At 41.9% G+C, this 15,238-nt stretch carries 17 protein-coding genes and 1 tRNA gene; 9 read left to right on the top strand and 9 right to left on the bottom strand.

The window, feature by feature from the left end:
• Positions 1 to 102 precede the first annotated feature (102 nt).
• From pyrI to QZZ23_RS02045, 3 genes are read right to left on the bottom strand one after another with little or no spacing between them, the layout of a single operon-like run.
• Complete coding sequence (gene pyrI, locus QZZ23_RS02055; protein ID WP_292466537.1) at positions 103 to 573, bottom strand: aspartate carbamoyltransferase regulatory subunit; 471 nt, start codon at positions 571 to 573, stop codon at positions 103 to 105.
• Positions 570 to 1,496, bottom strand: a complete 927-nt coding sequence (pyrB, locus tag QZZ23_RS02050) for an aspartate carbamoyltransferase (protein WP_292466536.1) — start codon at positions 1,494 to 1,496, stop codon at positions 570 to 572. The genes pyrI and pyrB overlap by 4 nt, the downstream gene beginning before the upstream one ends.
• A gap of 59 nt (positions 1,497 to 1,555) precedes the next feature.
• Positions 1,556 to 2,002 (bottom strand): DUF5788 family protein, encoded by a 447-nt coding sequence (locus QZZ23_RS02045; RefSeq protein ID WP_292466535.1) that lies wholly within the window; start codon positions 2,000 to 2,002, stop codon positions 1,556 to 1,558.
• Between the two features lie 80 nt (positions 2,003 to 2,082).
• Here QZZ23_RS02045 and hxlA point away from each other — a divergent pair, with 80 nt between their 5' ends.
• The 3 genes from hxlA to QZZ23_RS02030 all read left to right on the top strand — a co-directional run bounded on the left by hxlA (position 2,083) and on the right by QZZ23_RS02030 (position 4,335).
• Entirely contained in the window at positions 2,083 to 3,381 is a 1,299-nt protein-coding gene (hxlA, locus tag QZZ23_RS02040; protein ID WP_366931299.1) for a 3-hexulose-6-phosphate synthase, read from the top strand.
• Between the two features lies 1 nt (position 3,382).
• Complete coding sequence (locus QZZ23_RS02035; protein ID WP_292466534.1) at positions 3,383 to 4,141, top strand: A24 family peptidase C-terminal domain-containing protein; 759 nt, start codon at positions 3,383 to 3,385, stop codon at positions 4,139 to 4,141.
• A 68-nt stretch (positions 4,142 to 4,209) separates the two neighbouring features.
• A complete protein-coding gene (locus QZZ23_RS02030) occupies positions 4,210 to 4,335 on the top strand; it encodes a hypothetical protein (protein ID WP_292466533.1) in 126 nt (41 codons plus the stop codon).
• A 23-nt stretch (positions 4,336 to 4,358) separates the two neighbouring features.
• Here QZZ23_RS02030 and recQ read toward each other — a convergent pair whose 3' ends face one another.
• A complete protein-coding gene (gene recQ / locus QZZ23_RS02025) occupies positions 4,359 to 6,437 on the bottom strand; it encodes a DNA helicase RecQ (RefSeq protein ID WP_292466532.1) in 2,079 nt (692 codons plus the stop codon).
• A 259-nt stretch (positions 6,438 to 6,696) separates the two neighbouring features.
• Here recQ and guaA point away from each other — a divergent pair, with 259 nt between their 5' ends.
• Both guaA and QZZ23_RS02015 read left to right on the top strand, forming a co-directional pair.
• A complete protein-coding gene (gene guaA, locus QZZ23_RS02020; protein WP_292466531.1) occupies positions 6,697 to 7,611 on the top strand; it encodes a glutamine-hydrolyzing GMP synthase in 915 nt (304 codons plus the stop codon).
• A 30-nt stretch (positions 7,612 to 7,641) separates the two neighbouring features.
• Positions 7,642 to 8,682 carry an archaeosine biosynthesis radical SAM protein RaSEA gene (locus QZZ23_RS02015; protein ID WP_292466530.1) on the top strand — a complete coding sequence of 347 codons (1,041 nt, stop codon included), beginning with the start codon at positions 7,642 to 7,644 and terminating at the stop codon, positions 8,680 to 8,682.
• Between the two features lie 21 nt (positions 8,683 to 8,703).
• On the opposite strand, the gene argB is transcribed toward QZZ23_RS02015, so the two are convergent.
• Entirely contained in the window at positions 8,704 to 9,597 is an 894-nt protein-coding gene (argB, locus tag QZZ23_RS02010; RefSeq protein ID WP_292466529.1) for an acetylglutamate kinase, read from the bottom strand.
• A gap of 167 nt (positions 9,598 to 9,764) precedes the next feature.
• Positions 9,765 to 10,055 carry a non-histone chromosomal MC1 family protein gene (locus QZZ23_RS02005; protein WP_292466528.1) on the bottom strand — a complete coding sequence of 97 codons (291 nt, stop codon included), beginning with the start codon at positions 10,053 to 10,055 and terminating at the stop codon, positions 9,765 to 9,767.
• Positions 10,056 to 10,478: 423 nt separating this feature from the next.
• On the opposite strand from QZZ23_RS02005, the gene mptA reads away from it, so the two are divergent.
• Both mptA and QZZ23_RS01995 read left to right on the top strand, forming a co-directional pair.
• Positions 10,479 to 11,435 carry a GTP cyclohydrolase MptA gene (mptA, locus tag QZZ23_RS02000; RefSeq protein ID WP_292466527.1) on the top strand — a complete coding sequence of 319 codons (957 nt, stop codon included), beginning with the start codon at positions 10,479 to 10,481 and terminating at the stop codon, positions 11,433 to 11,435.
• A 62-nt stretch (positions 11,436 to 11,497) separates the two neighbouring features.
• Entirely contained in the window at positions 11,498 to 11,815 is a 318-nt protein-coding gene (locus QZZ23_RS01995; protein WP_292466526.1) for a DUF2098 domain-containing protein, read from the top strand.
• Positions 11,816 to 11,847: 32 nt separating this feature from the next.
• Here the strand turns inward: QZZ23_RS01995 and QZZ23_RS01990 are convergent, their stop codons facing one another.
• Complete coding sequence (locus tag QZZ23_RS01990) at positions 11,848 to 12,789, bottom strand: nucleotidyltransferase domain-containing protein (protein WP_292466525.1); 942 nt, start codon at positions 12,787 to 12,789, stop codon at positions 11,848 to 11,850.
• Positions 12,790 to 12,976: 187 nt separating this feature from the next.
• Between QZZ23_RS01990 and QZZ23_RS01985 the strand changes: the two genes are divergently transcribed.
• Together QZZ23_RS01985 and QZZ23_RS01980 are read left to right on the top strand one after the other, a co-directional pair.
• Positions 12,977 to 14,167 carry a M20 family metallopeptidase gene (locus QZZ23_RS01985; RefSeq protein WP_292466524.1) on the top strand — a complete coding sequence of 397 codons (1,191 nt, stop codon included), beginning with the start codon at positions 12,977 to 12,979 and terminating at the stop codon, positions 14,165 to 14,167.
• A complete protein-coding gene (locus QZZ23_RS01980; RefSeq protein WP_292466523.1) occupies positions 14,164 to 14,601 on the top strand; it encodes a GNAT family N-acetyltransferase in 438 nt (145 codons plus the stop codon). Before QZZ23_RS01985 ends, QZZ23_RS01980 begins: the two co-directional genes overlap by 4 nt.
• Positions 14,602 to 14,626: 25 nt before the next feature.
• On the opposite strand, the gene QZZ23_RS01975 is transcribed toward QZZ23_RS01980, so the two are convergent.
• A complete protein-coding gene (locus tag QZZ23_RS01975; protein WP_366931295.1) occupies positions 14,627 to 15,079 on the bottom strand; it encodes an N-acetyltransferase in 453 nt (150 codons plus the stop codon).
• A gap of 36 nt (positions 15,080 to 15,115) precedes the next feature.
• Positions 15,116 to 15,190: transfer RNA gene (locus QZZ23_RS01970), tRNA-Arg, on the bottom strand.
• Positions 15,191 to 15,238 lie beyond the last annotated feature (48 nt).

The raw sequence follows: 15,238 nt of genomic DNA, 5'->3' as shown, positions 1-15,238 counted from the left end.
ATATATATGTGTTATTATATATTATAAATTGTAGCATGTGTATTTTGGTGCCATGATTTCTACCTCCAACCGTTTCTTCCTTTTTATTTATTTAACTCTACTCTAGAGCAGATGCTCTGCAATATTCTCTGATATCATCCGGCCACAGTAAAAACATCTGAGTTTCAGGCATGTATCTTCAGTATCCACTTTGAACTTCGAGGTGATGGGTTCATCACTATTGGAAATACAATTAGGGTTTATACATCCTACAACGTTCTCTACAAAAGATGGTATATGCACCTTGTTCTTGCTTGTTACATTGAAGTTGCGTATGATGTTGATAGTTGCGTTAGGTGCAATAAGCGCTATTCTGTCAACCTCTTCAACCTTAAGTTCACGATTCTCGATCTTCACGACATCTTTTTCCCCATATTTTCCATGGGAGTTGATCAGGACACTTACGACTCCGTGGGATGAATCAGGCAGTCCGAGTATCTTTAGCACATTTAATGCTTTTCCTGCAGTGATGTGGTCTATAACAGTTCCATTCTCTATCCTGCGCACCCTTAGTTCTGTTTCGATGTCAGTCATTCTATAGCCCCCAAAACCAGTCCTAAAAGTGCCATGCGTACAGGTACTCCATAGAATGCCTGCTTGAAGTAACATGCATGGGGTGTATCATCAATTTTTGTATCTATCTCGTTAACCCTTGGCAACGGATGCATGATTTTTAATTCAGGTTTCACATCTTTTAATGTTTCAATTGTTATCTTAAGCTTATTTGCAACTTTCTGATATTCTGCAGCATCCGGGAATCTTTCCTTTTGTATGCGCGTCATATAAAGCACATCAACATCATTGATGGCATCCTCAATTGAATCAGTTTCAATGATTTTTGCACCCCTTGCTATTATGTCGCTGATTATCTCTTCCGGCATACGAAGTTCTTTTGGGGATATCAGTGTTATTTGTGCGCCATATAGGGATAACGCATAACAAAGAGAATGCACGGTCCTTCCGTATTTCAGGTCACCTGCAAGTGCAATCTTTAATCCTTCAAGGTGGCTCTCACGCTTAATGGTGTAAAGGTCAAGCAGTGTCTGTGTTGGATGGTGGCCTGCACCGTCTCCTGCATTAAGAATAGGCACTATTGAGAATTCAGAGGCAAGCTGCGCTGCACCTTCTTTAGGGTGACGTAACACAATAGCATCTACGTAGCCATCGACAACCCTAATGGTATCCGCCAATGTTTCTCCTTTGGCTATGGAACTTGCATCCACCGATCCCAAATTCAGTACATCTCCTCCAAGCCGCAACATTGCAGTCTCAAAAGACATCCTGGTTCTGGTACTTGGTTCAAAAAAGAGGACTGCAAGAACTTTTCCGGCAAGCATGTCTGATTTCTGTTTCCCATGTGCAATGGGCTCCATCTTTTCAGCAGCATTGAGGATATGATCGATCATTTCCCTTGGGAATTCTCTCATGGAAATGATATGTTGGTCCTTGAATTTCATTGACTACTAGAGGCATTACATGGGATATAATATTTGCCTGATAATGGGGATATATGTATTCAGAGTTCATTTTGCTTTATATCTTCTGTCAGCGTATCCCATTCATCTGTATTCACATCATTGCATATTTGCCGGTTTTTGAAAATGACTTTTCTTTTTGAGGATATTGTCAGTTCCTTAAGGTCCATAATCGCCCGCATAACACCCGCTGCTTGATCAAAGAGTTCTTTTGCTTCCTCGCAATTTAGATGATCATGTTCAAGGCAGTCGTCGTATTCTTTTTCTTTATCGCACAAGAGCTCTAAAAAATAATCAATGTTTTTCAGGTCATCCTCGTCCAGCTTAGTTTTATTGACTATCTCCCAGACAACTTCATGAAGGTTTACCTCTTTTCCTTTGATGTATATCTTATTGGGAATCTGTTCTCCTACCCAGAAAAGACACTTATGGAGTCTGTTCAGCAATATTTGTCGTTCCTGATCGGATATCTCTTCATTTTCAGTCATTTTTCTCCCGGATTATTTCACAAGATATTAGTTTTGCGTGATTAAATTTATAGGTTTTCAAGTATTTTAGTAGTGTAAGTATTTCCAAAGGTGATCATATCAAACCAATCATTCAGGTAGCTCTTGACATTTTAGAAACGGACCGAGCAATACAGATAGCAAAAGAATCTCTTGAAGGGGGTGTGGACTGGATCGAGGTCGGAACGCCGCTCATAAAAAGCGATGGCATGGATGCCATTAGGGAAATCCGGAAAAATTTTCCTGGCAGGACAATTATCGCAGATATGAAAATAGCGGATACCGGCTCTATAGAAGTTGAAATGGGTGCAAAAGCAGGTGCAGACATTGTTGTTGTACTTGCCAGTGCCGATGATTCCACCATTCAGGAAGCGATACGTGCCGCAAAAAAATATGGTGTGAAGATAATGGCAGACCTGATATCTGTCAATGACCCTGTTTCCCGTAGTATCGAACTGGAAAAGATGGGGGTTGATTACATTAATGTGCATGCGGGCATAGACCAGCAGATGGGAGGTCAGGATTCACTTGCCATAATGAAAGAAGTCGTGAAACACGTGAGTATTCCTGTTGCCATAGCAGGCGGGCTGGACGCAGATTCATGCTCGGAAGCTGTGACCTCTGGCGCGAACATTGTGATTGTTGGGGGAAATATTATTCGCTCATCCAATGTGACCGCCTCAGCAAATGCCATCCGGCAAAGTGTTGATTTTCCTTCTGTTGCACCTGTATTGAAAACATCACATGACGAAGAGATCCGTAAGATACTGGAAGGTGTTTCCACTCCCAATATTTCAGATTCCATGCATCGTAAAGGGGCCATGCAGGATATATTCTCCATGGTGGCTGGTAAAAAAATGGTTGGTACTGCGGTTACGGTCCAGACCTTCAAAGGTGATTGGGCCAAGGCTGTGGAAGCCATAGATGGGGCAAAGGAAGGGGACGTGATTGTTATTTATAACGGCAGCAGGCATGTTGCGCCCTGGGGTGGCCTTGCAACCCTAAGCTGTCTTAACAGGGGTATAGCAGGAGTTGTCGTCGATGGGGCAGTGAGGGATATAGATGAAATTCGTAAAATAGGGTTACCTGTTTTTGCAACCTGTAATGTTCCTAATGCCGGAGAGCCCAAAGGGTTTGGTGAAATAAATTCTGAAATAGTCTGTGGAAACCAGTCCGTAAATCCGGGTGATTATATCATCGGAGATGATAATGGTGTCGTGGTAATCCCAAAGGAACGTGCTTATGAGATTGCAAGGCGTGCAAAGGAAGTCGAAAAGACCGAACAGCGCCTTTTTGAAGAGATACGCAGAGGATCAACCCTCTCAGAGGTCATGAAACTGAAAAAATGGGAGAAACACTGAAATGATAGAAATACTCAAAGTACTTGCATGCATGCCTTTTTTACTGTATGCCTGCTATGCTGATATCAAAACCCGCCGTGTTGTCAATGAAGTATGGATCATGATGTTTGGCGTTGGATTCATCTTTATAATGTACGACCTTATGACCTATGGTTTTCCATATCTCATACGCAACATACTTACATTCCTTTTCATCTTCGCCTTTGTGTATGTGCTTTTCCAGCTAGGGGCGTTTGGTGGTGCTGATGCTAAGGTTCTAATGGTTATTTCTCTGATAATCCCCACGTTTCCGGCAATTATGATAGGTTCAACATCACTTCCTGTATATGGAGTTCCACTTTTCAATATCTTTGCTTTTAGTGTATTTGGAAATTCTGTAATACTCACGATCATAGTGCCTATAGGACTTTTCCTATACAACCTGCTTAAAAATCCCACAGAGTCATTAAAGCGGCCATACTACATGTTCATCGGTTACATCATGCCTATTTCCAAACTGGAAAAAGGACATTTTCGCATGATAGATGCTTACAGTAAAACCAAGGATGGTGTTAAGTTCAAATTTTCAAGGTCAGGTACTGAACTTAGTTCTGAAGTGATATCTGAATTGAAAGGCTACCAGAAAGCTGGAAAAGTAAAGGGTGGTGTGTGGATAACTCCCGGTCTTCCATTTATGATTCCTATCACCGCAGGTTTTATCACCGCAGTGGTATTCGGGGACCTTATTTTTTATATAACACTGCAATTCATGATGATGTGAATTGCTCTTTTTCTTTTCATTAACTTTTAATAGCCGGGCTTACAAATTACTAATTAGAGGTGGGTTATATGACAGAGAAAAATCCTGAAGATAAAACGCAGAAAAAATACGAAAAGGAAGCAAAAGTAAATCCTATTCATCCGGGTGACCAGAGGGTTCGCCCTAAAAGGCATCTGCTGGATACATGTGAATAATGAATTTGAAAATTCGATCATTATCATTTATTTTTGATAAGTGATTGATATATATTCCTTATTTCCTCATCGGAATATGTGCCGCCCAGTTTGTCTTTTATTGCTATGAGGAGGTCATTTTCCAGTTCACTCAATGCTCTGAGTACCATTTCTTTTTTGAGCGCAGGTTTTGGGCTTGTCAAAGAACTTGTTTTAGCACTATTTTCTTTTTTGACAACTGCTTTGGAAGCATTCTTTTTATCGATTGTTTGTTTACCCTCAGGTCCGTCACAATGCTTTGCTATTTCCTTAAGGAACATGTCTCCATATTTCTTGAGTTTGTATTCTCCTACACCGGTTATTTTCAAGAGTTCTGCTTTATCTTGCGGCTTTTTAGCAGCCATCTGACGAAGACTGGTGTCCGCAAACACGATATATGGGGGTACGTCCTGCATCTGGGCCAGTGATATACGCAGTTCCTTCAGTTTGTTGAAAAGATCTTTATCGGGGTCATCACTTACTTTCCTGTGTAGGGTCGGAGATGGTGATCCAAAGTTTTCTTCTCTGATGGGTGAAGAAGAAACTGGCTCATAATCTTCCTGGCAGTCCTCACTTACTTTTCGTGTGAAGGTTACCATTCTTTCACCAGCGAGGACTTCCTCACTCTTCCGGTTCAATTTTAGCAGGGGGTAACGCGCACCCTCTACTTTTATAACATCCTGTCGCACCATTTCTCTTGCCATGTCCAGCCAGACTGCTTTTAGATGCATGTCTCCCTGTCCGAAGTTTTTGAGAAGGTGGTGTTTCTTGTCAGTGATCTTCTTTGCCCGGCTGCCGGTGAGCACATCAATCACATGGTTCATTCCAAATCTCTGGTCAAGTTCCTTTATGCAATTAATTAGCAGCTTTGCATCACCTGTTCCATCAACTTCAATGCGTGGTTGCAGGCAAACGTCACATTTCCCGCAATTCTCTTCTAACACTTCTTCCCCAAAATACCCAAGCAATACTTTCCGGCGACATACATTGGTTTCGCAGTAATCTACCATGTCATTGAGCTGTTTGAGGGCGATGTCTCTTTCTTCTTTCTTATCTTTCTGTTTGATGAAATACTCTATTTTGTATTTGTCACCACGACTGAAGAAAAGAACACACTCGCATTCCAAACCATCCCTGCCACCTCGTCCGGTTTCCTGATAATAGCCCTCAAGGTTTTTGGGAAGGTCGTAATGGATTACAAAACGAACATTAGGCTTGTCGATTCCCATTCCAAAGGCAATAGTAGCGACAATGATGTCTGTCCTGTCTTTAATGAACAGATCCTGGTTCTTTTCTCTCTGATTGTCTGTAAGGCCCGCATGGTATGGAAGTGCGTTGAAGCCGGCTTTCCTTAGTTTGGTGCTAAGGCTGTCAACTGTCTTGCGGCTTTGACAATAGATTATGCCGCTATCTCCTTTTTTCTTTCTCAGGTACTGGAGTAAATTGTCATATGTGTCTTTTTTTGCCCTGACCCGATAAAACAGGTTTTTGCGATTAAAACTTGCAACATATGTTTTTCCTTCTGCAATACCAAGCTGCTGAATCGTATCTTCCCTGACCTTTGGCGTAGCAGTTGCAGTAAGTGCAATGATGGGGACATTTGGGAATTTTTTCTTAAGGTAATTGAGCTTGCGATACTCCGGTCTGAAGTCATGTCCCCATTCGGAAATACAATGGCTCTCATCAATTGCAAAAAGAGTTACATTCAAACCTTTGAGCAGCGTAATAGTGCTTGACATATTCAGTCTTTCAGGCGCAACATACAGTATCTTTATCTCTCCCCTTTTCAGTTCTTCATATATGCGCTTTGACTCGGCAGGCTTCAGCGTGCTATTCAGGTAGGCCGCATCAACGCCGTTCTCTTTCAGGCTGTCCACCTGGTCTTTCATGAGTGATATAAGGGGAGATACGACTACTGTAATGCCATCCCTCAGAAGGGCAGGAAGCTGGTAACAAAGGGATTTCCCTCCTCCGGTGGGCATTAGCACAAAAGTATCCCGGTCATTGAGCACATCGTTAATTATGTCTTCCTGAAGGGGACGAAAATCAGAATATCCAAAATACTTCCGGAGAGTTTCGTGCATCTTTTGACCATACTTGCTTTTACTGCATATATCTAACTGAGGTATTTAATTGTCTTGTATGCAGGGTGAAAGTATTCTATATCTTCCAAACCTCTTTCTGGGGAGATGTGAGTGATTGGTGCTCAAATAGGACTGTTTTTTGATTATTCTTTCCGGCAAGGCTCTTATGTCCGGGCGAGCATTAATATGTACGAAATACTATTTCAGGGTAAAATCCCTAAAAATTCCCATAAAAATCTCATATTTGGAGTTATCATTCATGGTAAAAGTAGACAAATTCATTCCTAAGGCAATAGATAAGATTCAGCAGCAGATAGATGGCAGAGCCATTATTGCACTTTCCGGAGGTGTAGACAGTTCAGTATGTGCAATCCTTGCACACCGTGCTATTGGTGACAAACTGACACCTATATACATTGACACCGGGCTTATGCGCAAGGGTGAGACCGAGAGAATAAAGGAAATATTCTCCGACATGAACCTTCAGGTAGTAGATGCAAAGGATCGTTTTCTCTCAGCCCTTGCAGGTATAGAGGATCCTGAGGAGAAACGCAAGGCAGTCGGTGAGGCTTTTATACGTGTCTTTGAGGATGAGGCAAAGTTACTGAAAGCCGAATATCTGATTCAGGGTACCATTTACCCTGACCGGATAGAATCCGAAGGTGGCATAAAATCACACCACAACGTCGGTGGTCTTCCTTCAGTTATGGATTTTAAGGCAATTGTGGAACCAATAGATGACCTGTACAAGGATGAGGTCCGCGAGGTTGCCCGTGCACTGGAACTCCCTCATGAGATATCTGAGAGGATGCCTTTCCCTGGTCCCGGTTTATCAGTAAGGATCGTCGGCAAGGTCACTGAGGAGCTTGTAGATGCTGTAAGGGAAGCAAATGCAATTGTTGAAGAAGAGCTTGTAGAGCAATTCCATCCCTGGCAGACCTTTGCCGCAATTGTGGGCAAGGGCACAGGAGTCAAGGGTGATGTGAGAGTACATGGCTGGATAGTTGCTGTAAGGGCAGTAGGTTCAAGGGACGGCATGACTGCAGAAGCAATGGAGCTTCCATGGAGTGTTCTTAGAACTATAGAATCGCGTATCACTGCAGAGATCCCTTCAGTTGCGAGGGTTCTGTATGATCTGACCCCCAAACCACCAGCTACAATAGAGTTCGAGTGAATATTACATTTATACTAAGAGTTCAGGCAAATGTCATTAAATAAAGAAGTTCTTGATATCCGTAATCGCCAGAGGATAAAACCCTCTCGTACCAACGAGCCTGCTGCTGTGTGGGCCGGGAAAGACCTTCTCGGTACTGAGCAGGTAGACACCATTACTATAATTTTTAAGACATCCGGATGCTGGTGGGGTAAGGCAGGAGGCTGCACCATGTGTGGCTATGTCTATGATAGTGCACATACCGCTCCATCAGACGATGACTTGTTAGCCCAGCTTACAAGAGCAATGAGGAAGGCTTCGGATTTTGATAAGTTCATGGTCAAGATATTCACTTCCGGCAGTTTCCTTGATACGAATGAGATTCCTCTTGAGGTGCGGCACAGGATACTGGGTGAACTTGATGCTGATGAAAGGGTCGTAAAAGTACTGGCTGAAACACGTCCGGAATTTGTGACAGAAGAAAGTGTAAAGGATTGTGTAAGCACTCTTAAAAACACGGCATTTGAAGTTGCAATGGGTCTTGAGACCAGTTCTGATGTAATCCGTAAAAGATCTATCAACAAAGGATTCACATTCAAGAACTTCATCGATGCCGCAACGGCAGCAAGAGCAAATGGTGCAACAGTAAAATCATATCTGATGCTGAAACCTCTGTTCCTGTCTGAAAAAGAGGCATTGGAGGATATCATACAGACAGTGCGTGATGCTGTGCAGTATTCTGATACTTTTTCCATTAATCTGTGTAATGTCCAGCGCGGTACATATGTTGAGTATCTATGGGAAAGAAAGCAGTATCGACCTCCCTGGTTATGGAGCATTGTGGATATATTGCAGAGGACGAAGAAAGATTTCCCTGATATGATAATCACATCCGATCCTGTAGGTGCAGGTTCTAAAAGAGGTCCGCGTAACTGCAGGGAATGCAGTCATGACGTTGCAGATGCCATCAGGTTGTTCTCGCTTACGCAGGACCTTTCATGTCTGGAGCATCTTTCCTGCGATTGTAAAAATCTGTGGGAGCAGGTACTGGAACTCGATGACCATACATTCGGCAGTCCGATAATGGATTAAAAATAACATTAAGATGAGTTCTCATTCATCTTCTTTTTTGTAGACCATTGTACCGATTCCGGTATTTGTGAAAAGTTCAAGTAACACTGAGTGGGACACACTTCCATCTATTATGTGTATTTTCTCAACTCCGCTCATAACCGATCCGGCGGCACTTCTCATCTTAGGTATCATCCCTCCTGATATTAGCCCACTGTTTATCAGTTCTTCAATTTCTTCAACAGCAACTCTTGAGATGCGTGAACTCCTGTCATTAATGTCTCTCAGAAGGCCAGGGACGTCGGTCATAAGGATTAGTTTTTTTGCCTTAAGAGCGGCTGCTATATCGCCTGCAACGGTGTCTGCATTGATGTTCAGTGCCTTACCATTGATGTCCATGGCAATTGGTGATATCACCGGTATATAGTCTTCCCGAATTAGTATGTTGAGGAGGTCTGTGTTAATTATCTCTGTATCTCCTACCCATCCCAGGTCTACCTCGTGTTCCACATCTTCAATCATAACTTTCTGGAATGGTTTTTTCTTTGCGATGATCATCTTCCCGTCTTTTCCGGAAAGTCCAATCCCTTTAGCACCGTGTTTTCCAATAAGTGCAACGATTTCGGTGTTTATATTGCCCACAAGGACCATGCGTGCGATCTCAAGTGTTTCATCGTCTGTTATCCGCAGGCCGCCTACAAATTGGGATTCTTTGCCCATGCGCTTCATCTTTTCGGAAATCTCCGGTCCGCCCCCGTGAACTATGATAGGGTGTATCCCTACAAATCTCAGAAGAACAATGTCCTGTATGATGTCACTCATCACTTCAGGATTGACCATGGCATGGCCACCTACTTTGATAATCATTATTGAATCGTGGAAATCCCTTATGTAGGGCAATGCCTCGATTAGCACATTCTCTCGATTAAGTGTCATTATATATACCTGCGATTAAATTTCTAAGTCCTATATATCTTCGATTGAAATCCGGAGCTTATAATTATATGCTCAAATGATTTAAAAGTTATTTCAGCCGCAGGAATAAGGATGCAAAAAATATATGTAAAACAAAAGGACCCATGCGATGAGTCCTTTTATGAAATTCAGACTTTTTCCAGCTTTTCAATGCCTACCTTCTTTACAAAAGGCTTGTTGATCTTGTCAGGCATCCAGTTTGGTTTGTTCTTTGGGGCTGCAACTTTTTCTTTCCAGCCTTTGAATACGTGTACCTTCTTTGTTCCACGCTCACGAAGCCTGATTTCATCTGGCTTTGATTTTGTTCCTTTTCCTCTATTTGCCACTTTAAGAGCAGCCTGTCTGGGCTGTTTCCCTGTGAACACCCCATGTTCATTTCCTTTCTTGTCTCTTAACACAAAATTTCTTGTTTCAGACATGATATCACCTCGTAATCATTATGCGATTACCACTGATATCCGTATTTAGTATATAAGGTATATATATTTTTCTTTTAATGTTGTCTTTTGTTCTTGTTTTACTACATATCTCGTGATTTAGGGCGTGATTCTACATGAAATATGGATGAATTATTATAATATTTTCATTTAGTCTCAGTTTGTAAGAGAGCAGTATGTGGCAACATATCAAGTCAACTTGATTTACAGTAATGCGCTTCTACCTCTTCATAAGGGGCGTATGTTGTTGTATTTGTACTTTGTATATTCTTCTGTTTCTACTTTGTTTTCTTTTAGTATCTGGGGAACTTAACACAACATTTACATGTAATGACTCCCTTTCAGCATGATATATCTACCATTGTAGAATGGTTTACCATCTTTTGAATTTTAGAGGTTATTATAATGGAAGTCCCTGTTGTTAAACTACCTGATATACAGGCAAACAAGCCGCAGATACCTATTAACCTGACTCGCGTCGGTGTTACTAATGTAAAAAAACTCGTTCAGATCAAGAGGCAGGACAAGCGTCCTGTTATCCTGATATGCACTTTTGATATCTTCGTAGATCTGCCTTCTCATCTGAAAGGCGCGAACCTGTCACGCAACTTTGAGGCAGTGGACGAAGTTCTTGAAAAAGCAGTAAACATGCCTGTCTATGAAATAGAACAGTTGTGTAGCGATGTTGCCCAAAGCCTGTTGAAACGCCATGAATATGCCACACGTGCAGAAGTAATTCTGAAAAGTGAGTATGTCGTAAAAAGAGAATCTCCTTCTACAAAGATGGAGTGCCAGGAAGTCGTGGAAATATTTGCTGAAGCGATTGCCATGCGTGAAGACATCGAGAATATAATCGTCAAGAAACTCATTGGTGCAGAGGTTGTGGGAATGACTGCATGCCCATGTGCTCAAGAGATTATGAGAGATAATGCAATGAAGGAACTGGTAAAAATTGGTGTTGATGACAAACATATTGCGGAATTCCTTCATAGAGTTCCTATGGCAACACACAACCAGCGTGGACGCGGTATAATCTCAATTGAAGTAGAAGGCAATGTTTTCGTTTCACTTGAGAATATAATAGAGATTATTGAACGATCCATGAGTTCCAGTGTATTTGAGCTCCTTAAGCGTTCTGATGAGGCAATGGTTGTTCAGACTGCACACAATAATCCTAAGTTTGTGGAGGATTGTGTAAGGACCATGGCAAAGAACGTTGTCAAGGATTTTGAACATCTGCCCAATGAGGCAATTGTGACGATCAAACAGATCAATGAAGAAAGCATACACAGGCACAATGCTTTTGCTGAAAGGGTTGCAAGCCTTGGTGATCTGCGCCTGGAAATCTCTCAGGATGCTTAACTATTAATCTGTCTGGTTTCATATAACATCCATAAGTTAAATTAAATTATAGGAGTTATATCGTGGAAGATTCAGCAAAGATCGAAACTCTGGGTATGGACGGCAATCCGATTGAAATAGGATCTATTGTCAGGTACATGAATACGGGTACTGTAGGAATGGTTCTCGATCTTAAAACAGATGATGACGGTGTCTGGGTGTTGGTAGATCGCACCAATCTTTTTTACAAGCCTGAGACGCTTGTCATCGCAGATGCCAGCGACCTGAAAGAAGAAATTAAATCCCGTACTTCTGTCAAAGATGCTGAATCATATATACAGACTTACGGAGCAGAAGACGAAGCCGGATATGATATTGGACAGGTAACAGGCGGCGGCTAACCGCCTTTACATGTCTGTTTTAAAACACGAATTTAAATAAGGCCTTCTTTTTCAAGTAATGTTAGTGAGCGTATCCATTCACCTTTTGGTTCTCTGGAAGTTCCCACGACAAGTCTTTTAATGTCGCCAACTTGCTCAACAACACCCTGTGCTTCAATTATTTCTCCGGGGAGTGCCTGTCCTGCATAGGTGTGGGTGTATGAAAGCACGTGGTCTATCTCATCATGTTCAACTTTGTATACTGAAGGGCTGTCAAAGGCAAGGTCTGCATTTGTGACCTTTGCTTCTATTTTCATAGTTCCGATGTCCTTCCCACGTAAAGTAGGCTCTTGTATCTGCTCCCAGTCACGGACAAAGAGAAGATCGAAATATGTACCATCAACCATTCCGCGATTGCCCTTTCTTTTCTCATGGGCGATGAATTCCTCAAATGATATCTCAGGGATGCGTTTATTGTATATTTTCTTCCACATCGTTCCATCAATATCTTCTATGGGTCCGGGTTCTGCCTTTGCCTCTGCGATGGCATCCCTTGCTGTGAACCATTGTTCGCCGTAGACCACAAAGTCAATGTCTGAGCCTTCGTTCTGAAGTCCGGGTAAAAGTGAGCCGGTAACGCCCATCATTTCCCGGTCGATGTCCGCTTTCTCAAGAACATCCACAACGGCCTTCACTCTTTTGTCAGAGTCATATAGGCTGTCAATAACACTGTTTGGAGGAAGTACTTTTTTGATCTGGTCTTCAGGTACTACATGCACATCCTCAACCCATTCGGGACGGTTTGCACGCATGAAGTCAAAAGCCACGTCAAAATCATATTTCTTATAGCGTTTACCGTTAAGTTCTCGTTCTCCTTCCTCGTCAGGCACGTATCTCATTGTTGACCTGATTCCATGTGGATGAAAATAATCGGAAACTGCAAAAATCCAGTCATCCTTTGTAACAAGGAAATCCCTGAGTCTTGTTTTTATCATATTTAACCTTCCTGATGTTTTCCGGTATTTTATGTGTATTTTCCGGCAGATATTTGTACAGGTAAAATACCTTTTTACATAAAAATAGTGCTGACATGGTGGCAGGTATTAAATCTAATATATGTTTCTGATAACATCGTCTGTTCAATATAATTGATTTTTAATTGTTGCTGTAGGGTGAAATGATTTGCAATCCTTTGAAAAATGGGTACGGGATATTCGCAGGGAGTTCCACAGGAATCCGGAACTGAGTTTTCATGAGCATGGTACGCAGGCAATGATAATGTCGGTTCTAACAGAACTTGGGATTGATTGCCGGAAGATTGCTGATACCGGTGTTATTGCAGAAGTTCACGGCAGGGGTTCAGGTCCATGTATCGCTATCCGTTCGGACATTGACGCACTTGCGGCAGAAGAATCCCTGACAACACTGAATAAAGAATATATCTCACAGAATGCCGGAGTAATGCATGCATGCGGGCATGACGGGCATATGGCTATCGTTCTGGGGGTTGCCAGGCTCATAAAGGAAAGGCGCAATGATATCAGCGGGACTGTAAAATTCATCTTCCAGCCTGCTGAGGAAGTCCCGCCGGGAGGTGCGTCGCGGGTCATAGATGAAGGCGGACTTGAAGGTGTGGATGCCATCATTGGTCTTCATATATTTGGTGATGTTGATGTCGGTGTCATAAATATACGTCCAGGCCCTTTCATGGCAAGTTCGAATCGCTTTACTGTGAAGATATACGGAAAAGGCGGTCACCATTCAATACCTGCTTACTGTATTGATCCGATTCAGATAGCTTCAGAATTCATTTCTTCTCTGAATCCTTTAATATCTCAAAAAGTATCTCCTTCGGACTACGTACTTGGGTTTGGTACTATCCATAGTGGCAAACAATTCAACAGGTCGCCGGATGAGCTTGAACTTGTGGGTAGTTTCAGGACATTCGATGATGTGGATATTGATGTCATAGAAGAAACGATGTCTTTGATTCTTGATTCTCTTATGGTTTCATACTCATGGGAATACTTTAATGGAGTTCCTTCTTATGAACTTGAAATTTATCGCGGTTATCCTGTCCTTTTCAATGATCCTCTTTTTACAGACACGGCTTCAAAGTTGCTGAAAAGTAAATATCCCATTGTTAATACTCATGCAGAAGCAATATTTGGTGCAGAAGATTTTGCCTACTACTTACGGGAAGTTCCGGGTATGTATGCGATTATCGGGACAAGGAATGAAGATAAAGGGATTGTGGAAGGAAATCATTCAGCCAGCTTTGACATAGATGAGGATGTATTAATTACCGGTGTTGAGTTACTCTACTCTGTAGCTGTTGATTTTCTGAAAAATCATGGGGAATATCTGGAATGAATATAGTTCCTTTCTCATCAGAGTATTCTTCCGGAACAAGGGATTTTGTTATCGGTGTACTTTTAGGTGAAGGATTTGACTATGATCCATTAAAGGATTCCGATCTGAATGATATCGAGGGGAATTACCTTCTGCACGGAGGTGCTTTTTTCATATATTTGTATAATGGTGAGATTGTCGGCACTTCTGCGGTCAAGGATCTGGGGTCGGGTCATTGTGAAATAAAAAGGTTGTATGTGAAAGAAGAATGCCGTGGAAAAGGTCTTGGTCTTTCTTTATTCCTGGCTGCACTGGATTTTTCAAAAAAGAACTATTCATTTGCAAAATTGAAAACAGATAAATCTCTCAAAAAAGCCATTTCAATCTATCTGGACAATGGTTTTGAAATAGTAAAAGAAGATGCTGGGACTTTGTATTTTGGAAAGTCCCTGTAACTGAATTTATCAAAGTAATGATCTCTTATATATTTCTCATCATTGCAACTTCATCGCAATTTGGGAATTTAGGGCATTTTATGCATCCGCTCCATACTTTGTGCGGAAGTCGTTGTTTGTCGATTATCTCAAAGCCCTGCTTCTCAAAGAATGGAACTGCATAGGTCAGTGTAAACACGTTGTTGATGGCAAAGTCTTTTGCTTCTTTAAGGCAGGCTTTGATAAGTTCCGTACCGATGCCCTGTTCTCTATACTCAGGTTTCACAGCAAATGATAGTACTTCTGCCATATCCTCCCAGCTTACCTGCAGGGCGCAGCAGCCTATAATTTCATTGTCTATCTCACAAACGTAAAAACTGCGGGTGAATTCATACAGTTCGCTCAATGAACGTGGAAGCATCTTTTCCTGTTTTGCATAATGGTCTATGATGCTCTTAATTCCAGGTATATCATTGACAGTAGCCTTTCTGATTATCAATTATCAATCTCCGGTAATTGTTAAAAAGAGAAATAGCGAGCGTGAAGGGATTTGAACCCCCGGCTTGCAGCTTAGGAGGCTGCCGCCATATCCTGACTAGGCCACACGCTCATGTTGTGCTACTCACGTAATAACATTCAATATCTTAAAGTTATTGGT

It is taken from the genome of Methanolobus sp., assembly GCF_016278385.1.
GTDB lineage: Archaea > Halobacteriota > Methanosarcinia > Methanosarcinales > Methanosarcinaceae > Methanolobus.
The sequence above is the reverse complement of the archived record's forward strand: the minus strand, read 5'-3'. Positions and strand labels throughout refer to the sequence as shown.

Coding starts and splice junctions, on each gene's coding strand:
- pyrI (WP_292466537.1), bottom strand. CDS start 573: ATGACTGACATCGAAACAGAACTAAGGGTGCGCAGGATAGAGAATGGA.
- recQ (WP_292466532.1), bottom strand. CDS start 6,437: ATGCACGAAACTCTCCGGAAGTATTTTGGATATTCTGATTTTCGTCCC.
- mptA (WP_292466527.1), top strand. CDS start 10,479: ATGGAAGTCCCTGTTGTTAAACTACCTGATATACAGGCAAACAAGCCG.
- QZZ23_RS01980 (WP_292466523.1), top strand. CDS start 14,164: ATGAATATAGTTCCTTTCTCATCAGAGTATTCTTCCGGAACAAGGGAT.
- QZZ23_RS02005 (WP_292466528.1), bottom strand. CDS start 10,055: ATGTCTGAAACAAGAAATTTTGTGTTAAGAGACAAGAAAGGAAATGAA.
- QZZ23_RS02015 (WP_292466530.1), top strand. CDS start 7,642: ATGTCATTAAATAAAGAAGTTCTTGATATCCGTAATCGCCAGAGGATA.
- QZZ23_RS02045 (WP_292466535.1), bottom strand. CDS start 2,002: ATGACTGAAAATGAAGAGATATCCGATCAGGAACGACAAATATTGCTG.
- QZZ23_RS02030 (WP_292466533.1), top strand. CDS start 4,210: ATGACAGAGAAAAATCCTGAAGATAAAACGCAGAAAAAATACGAAAAG.
- guaA (WP_292466531.1), top strand. CDS start 6,697: ATGGTAAAAGTAGACAAATTCATTCCTAAGGCAATAGATAAGATTCAG.
- pyrB (WP_292466536.1), bottom strand. CDS start 1,496: ATGAAATTCAAGGACCAACATATCATTTCCATGAGAGAATTCCCAAGG.
- QZZ23_RS01990 (WP_292466525.1), bottom strand. CDS start 12,789: ATGATAAAAACAAGACTCAGGGATTTCCTTGTTACAAAGGATGACTGG.
- argB (WP_292466529.1), bottom strand. CDS start 9,597: ATGACACTTAATCGAGAGAATGTGCTAATCGAGGCATTGCCCTACATA.
- QZZ23_RS02035 (WP_292466534.1), top strand. CDS start 3,383: ATGATAGAAATACTCAAAGTACTTGCATGCATGCCTTTTTTACTGTAT.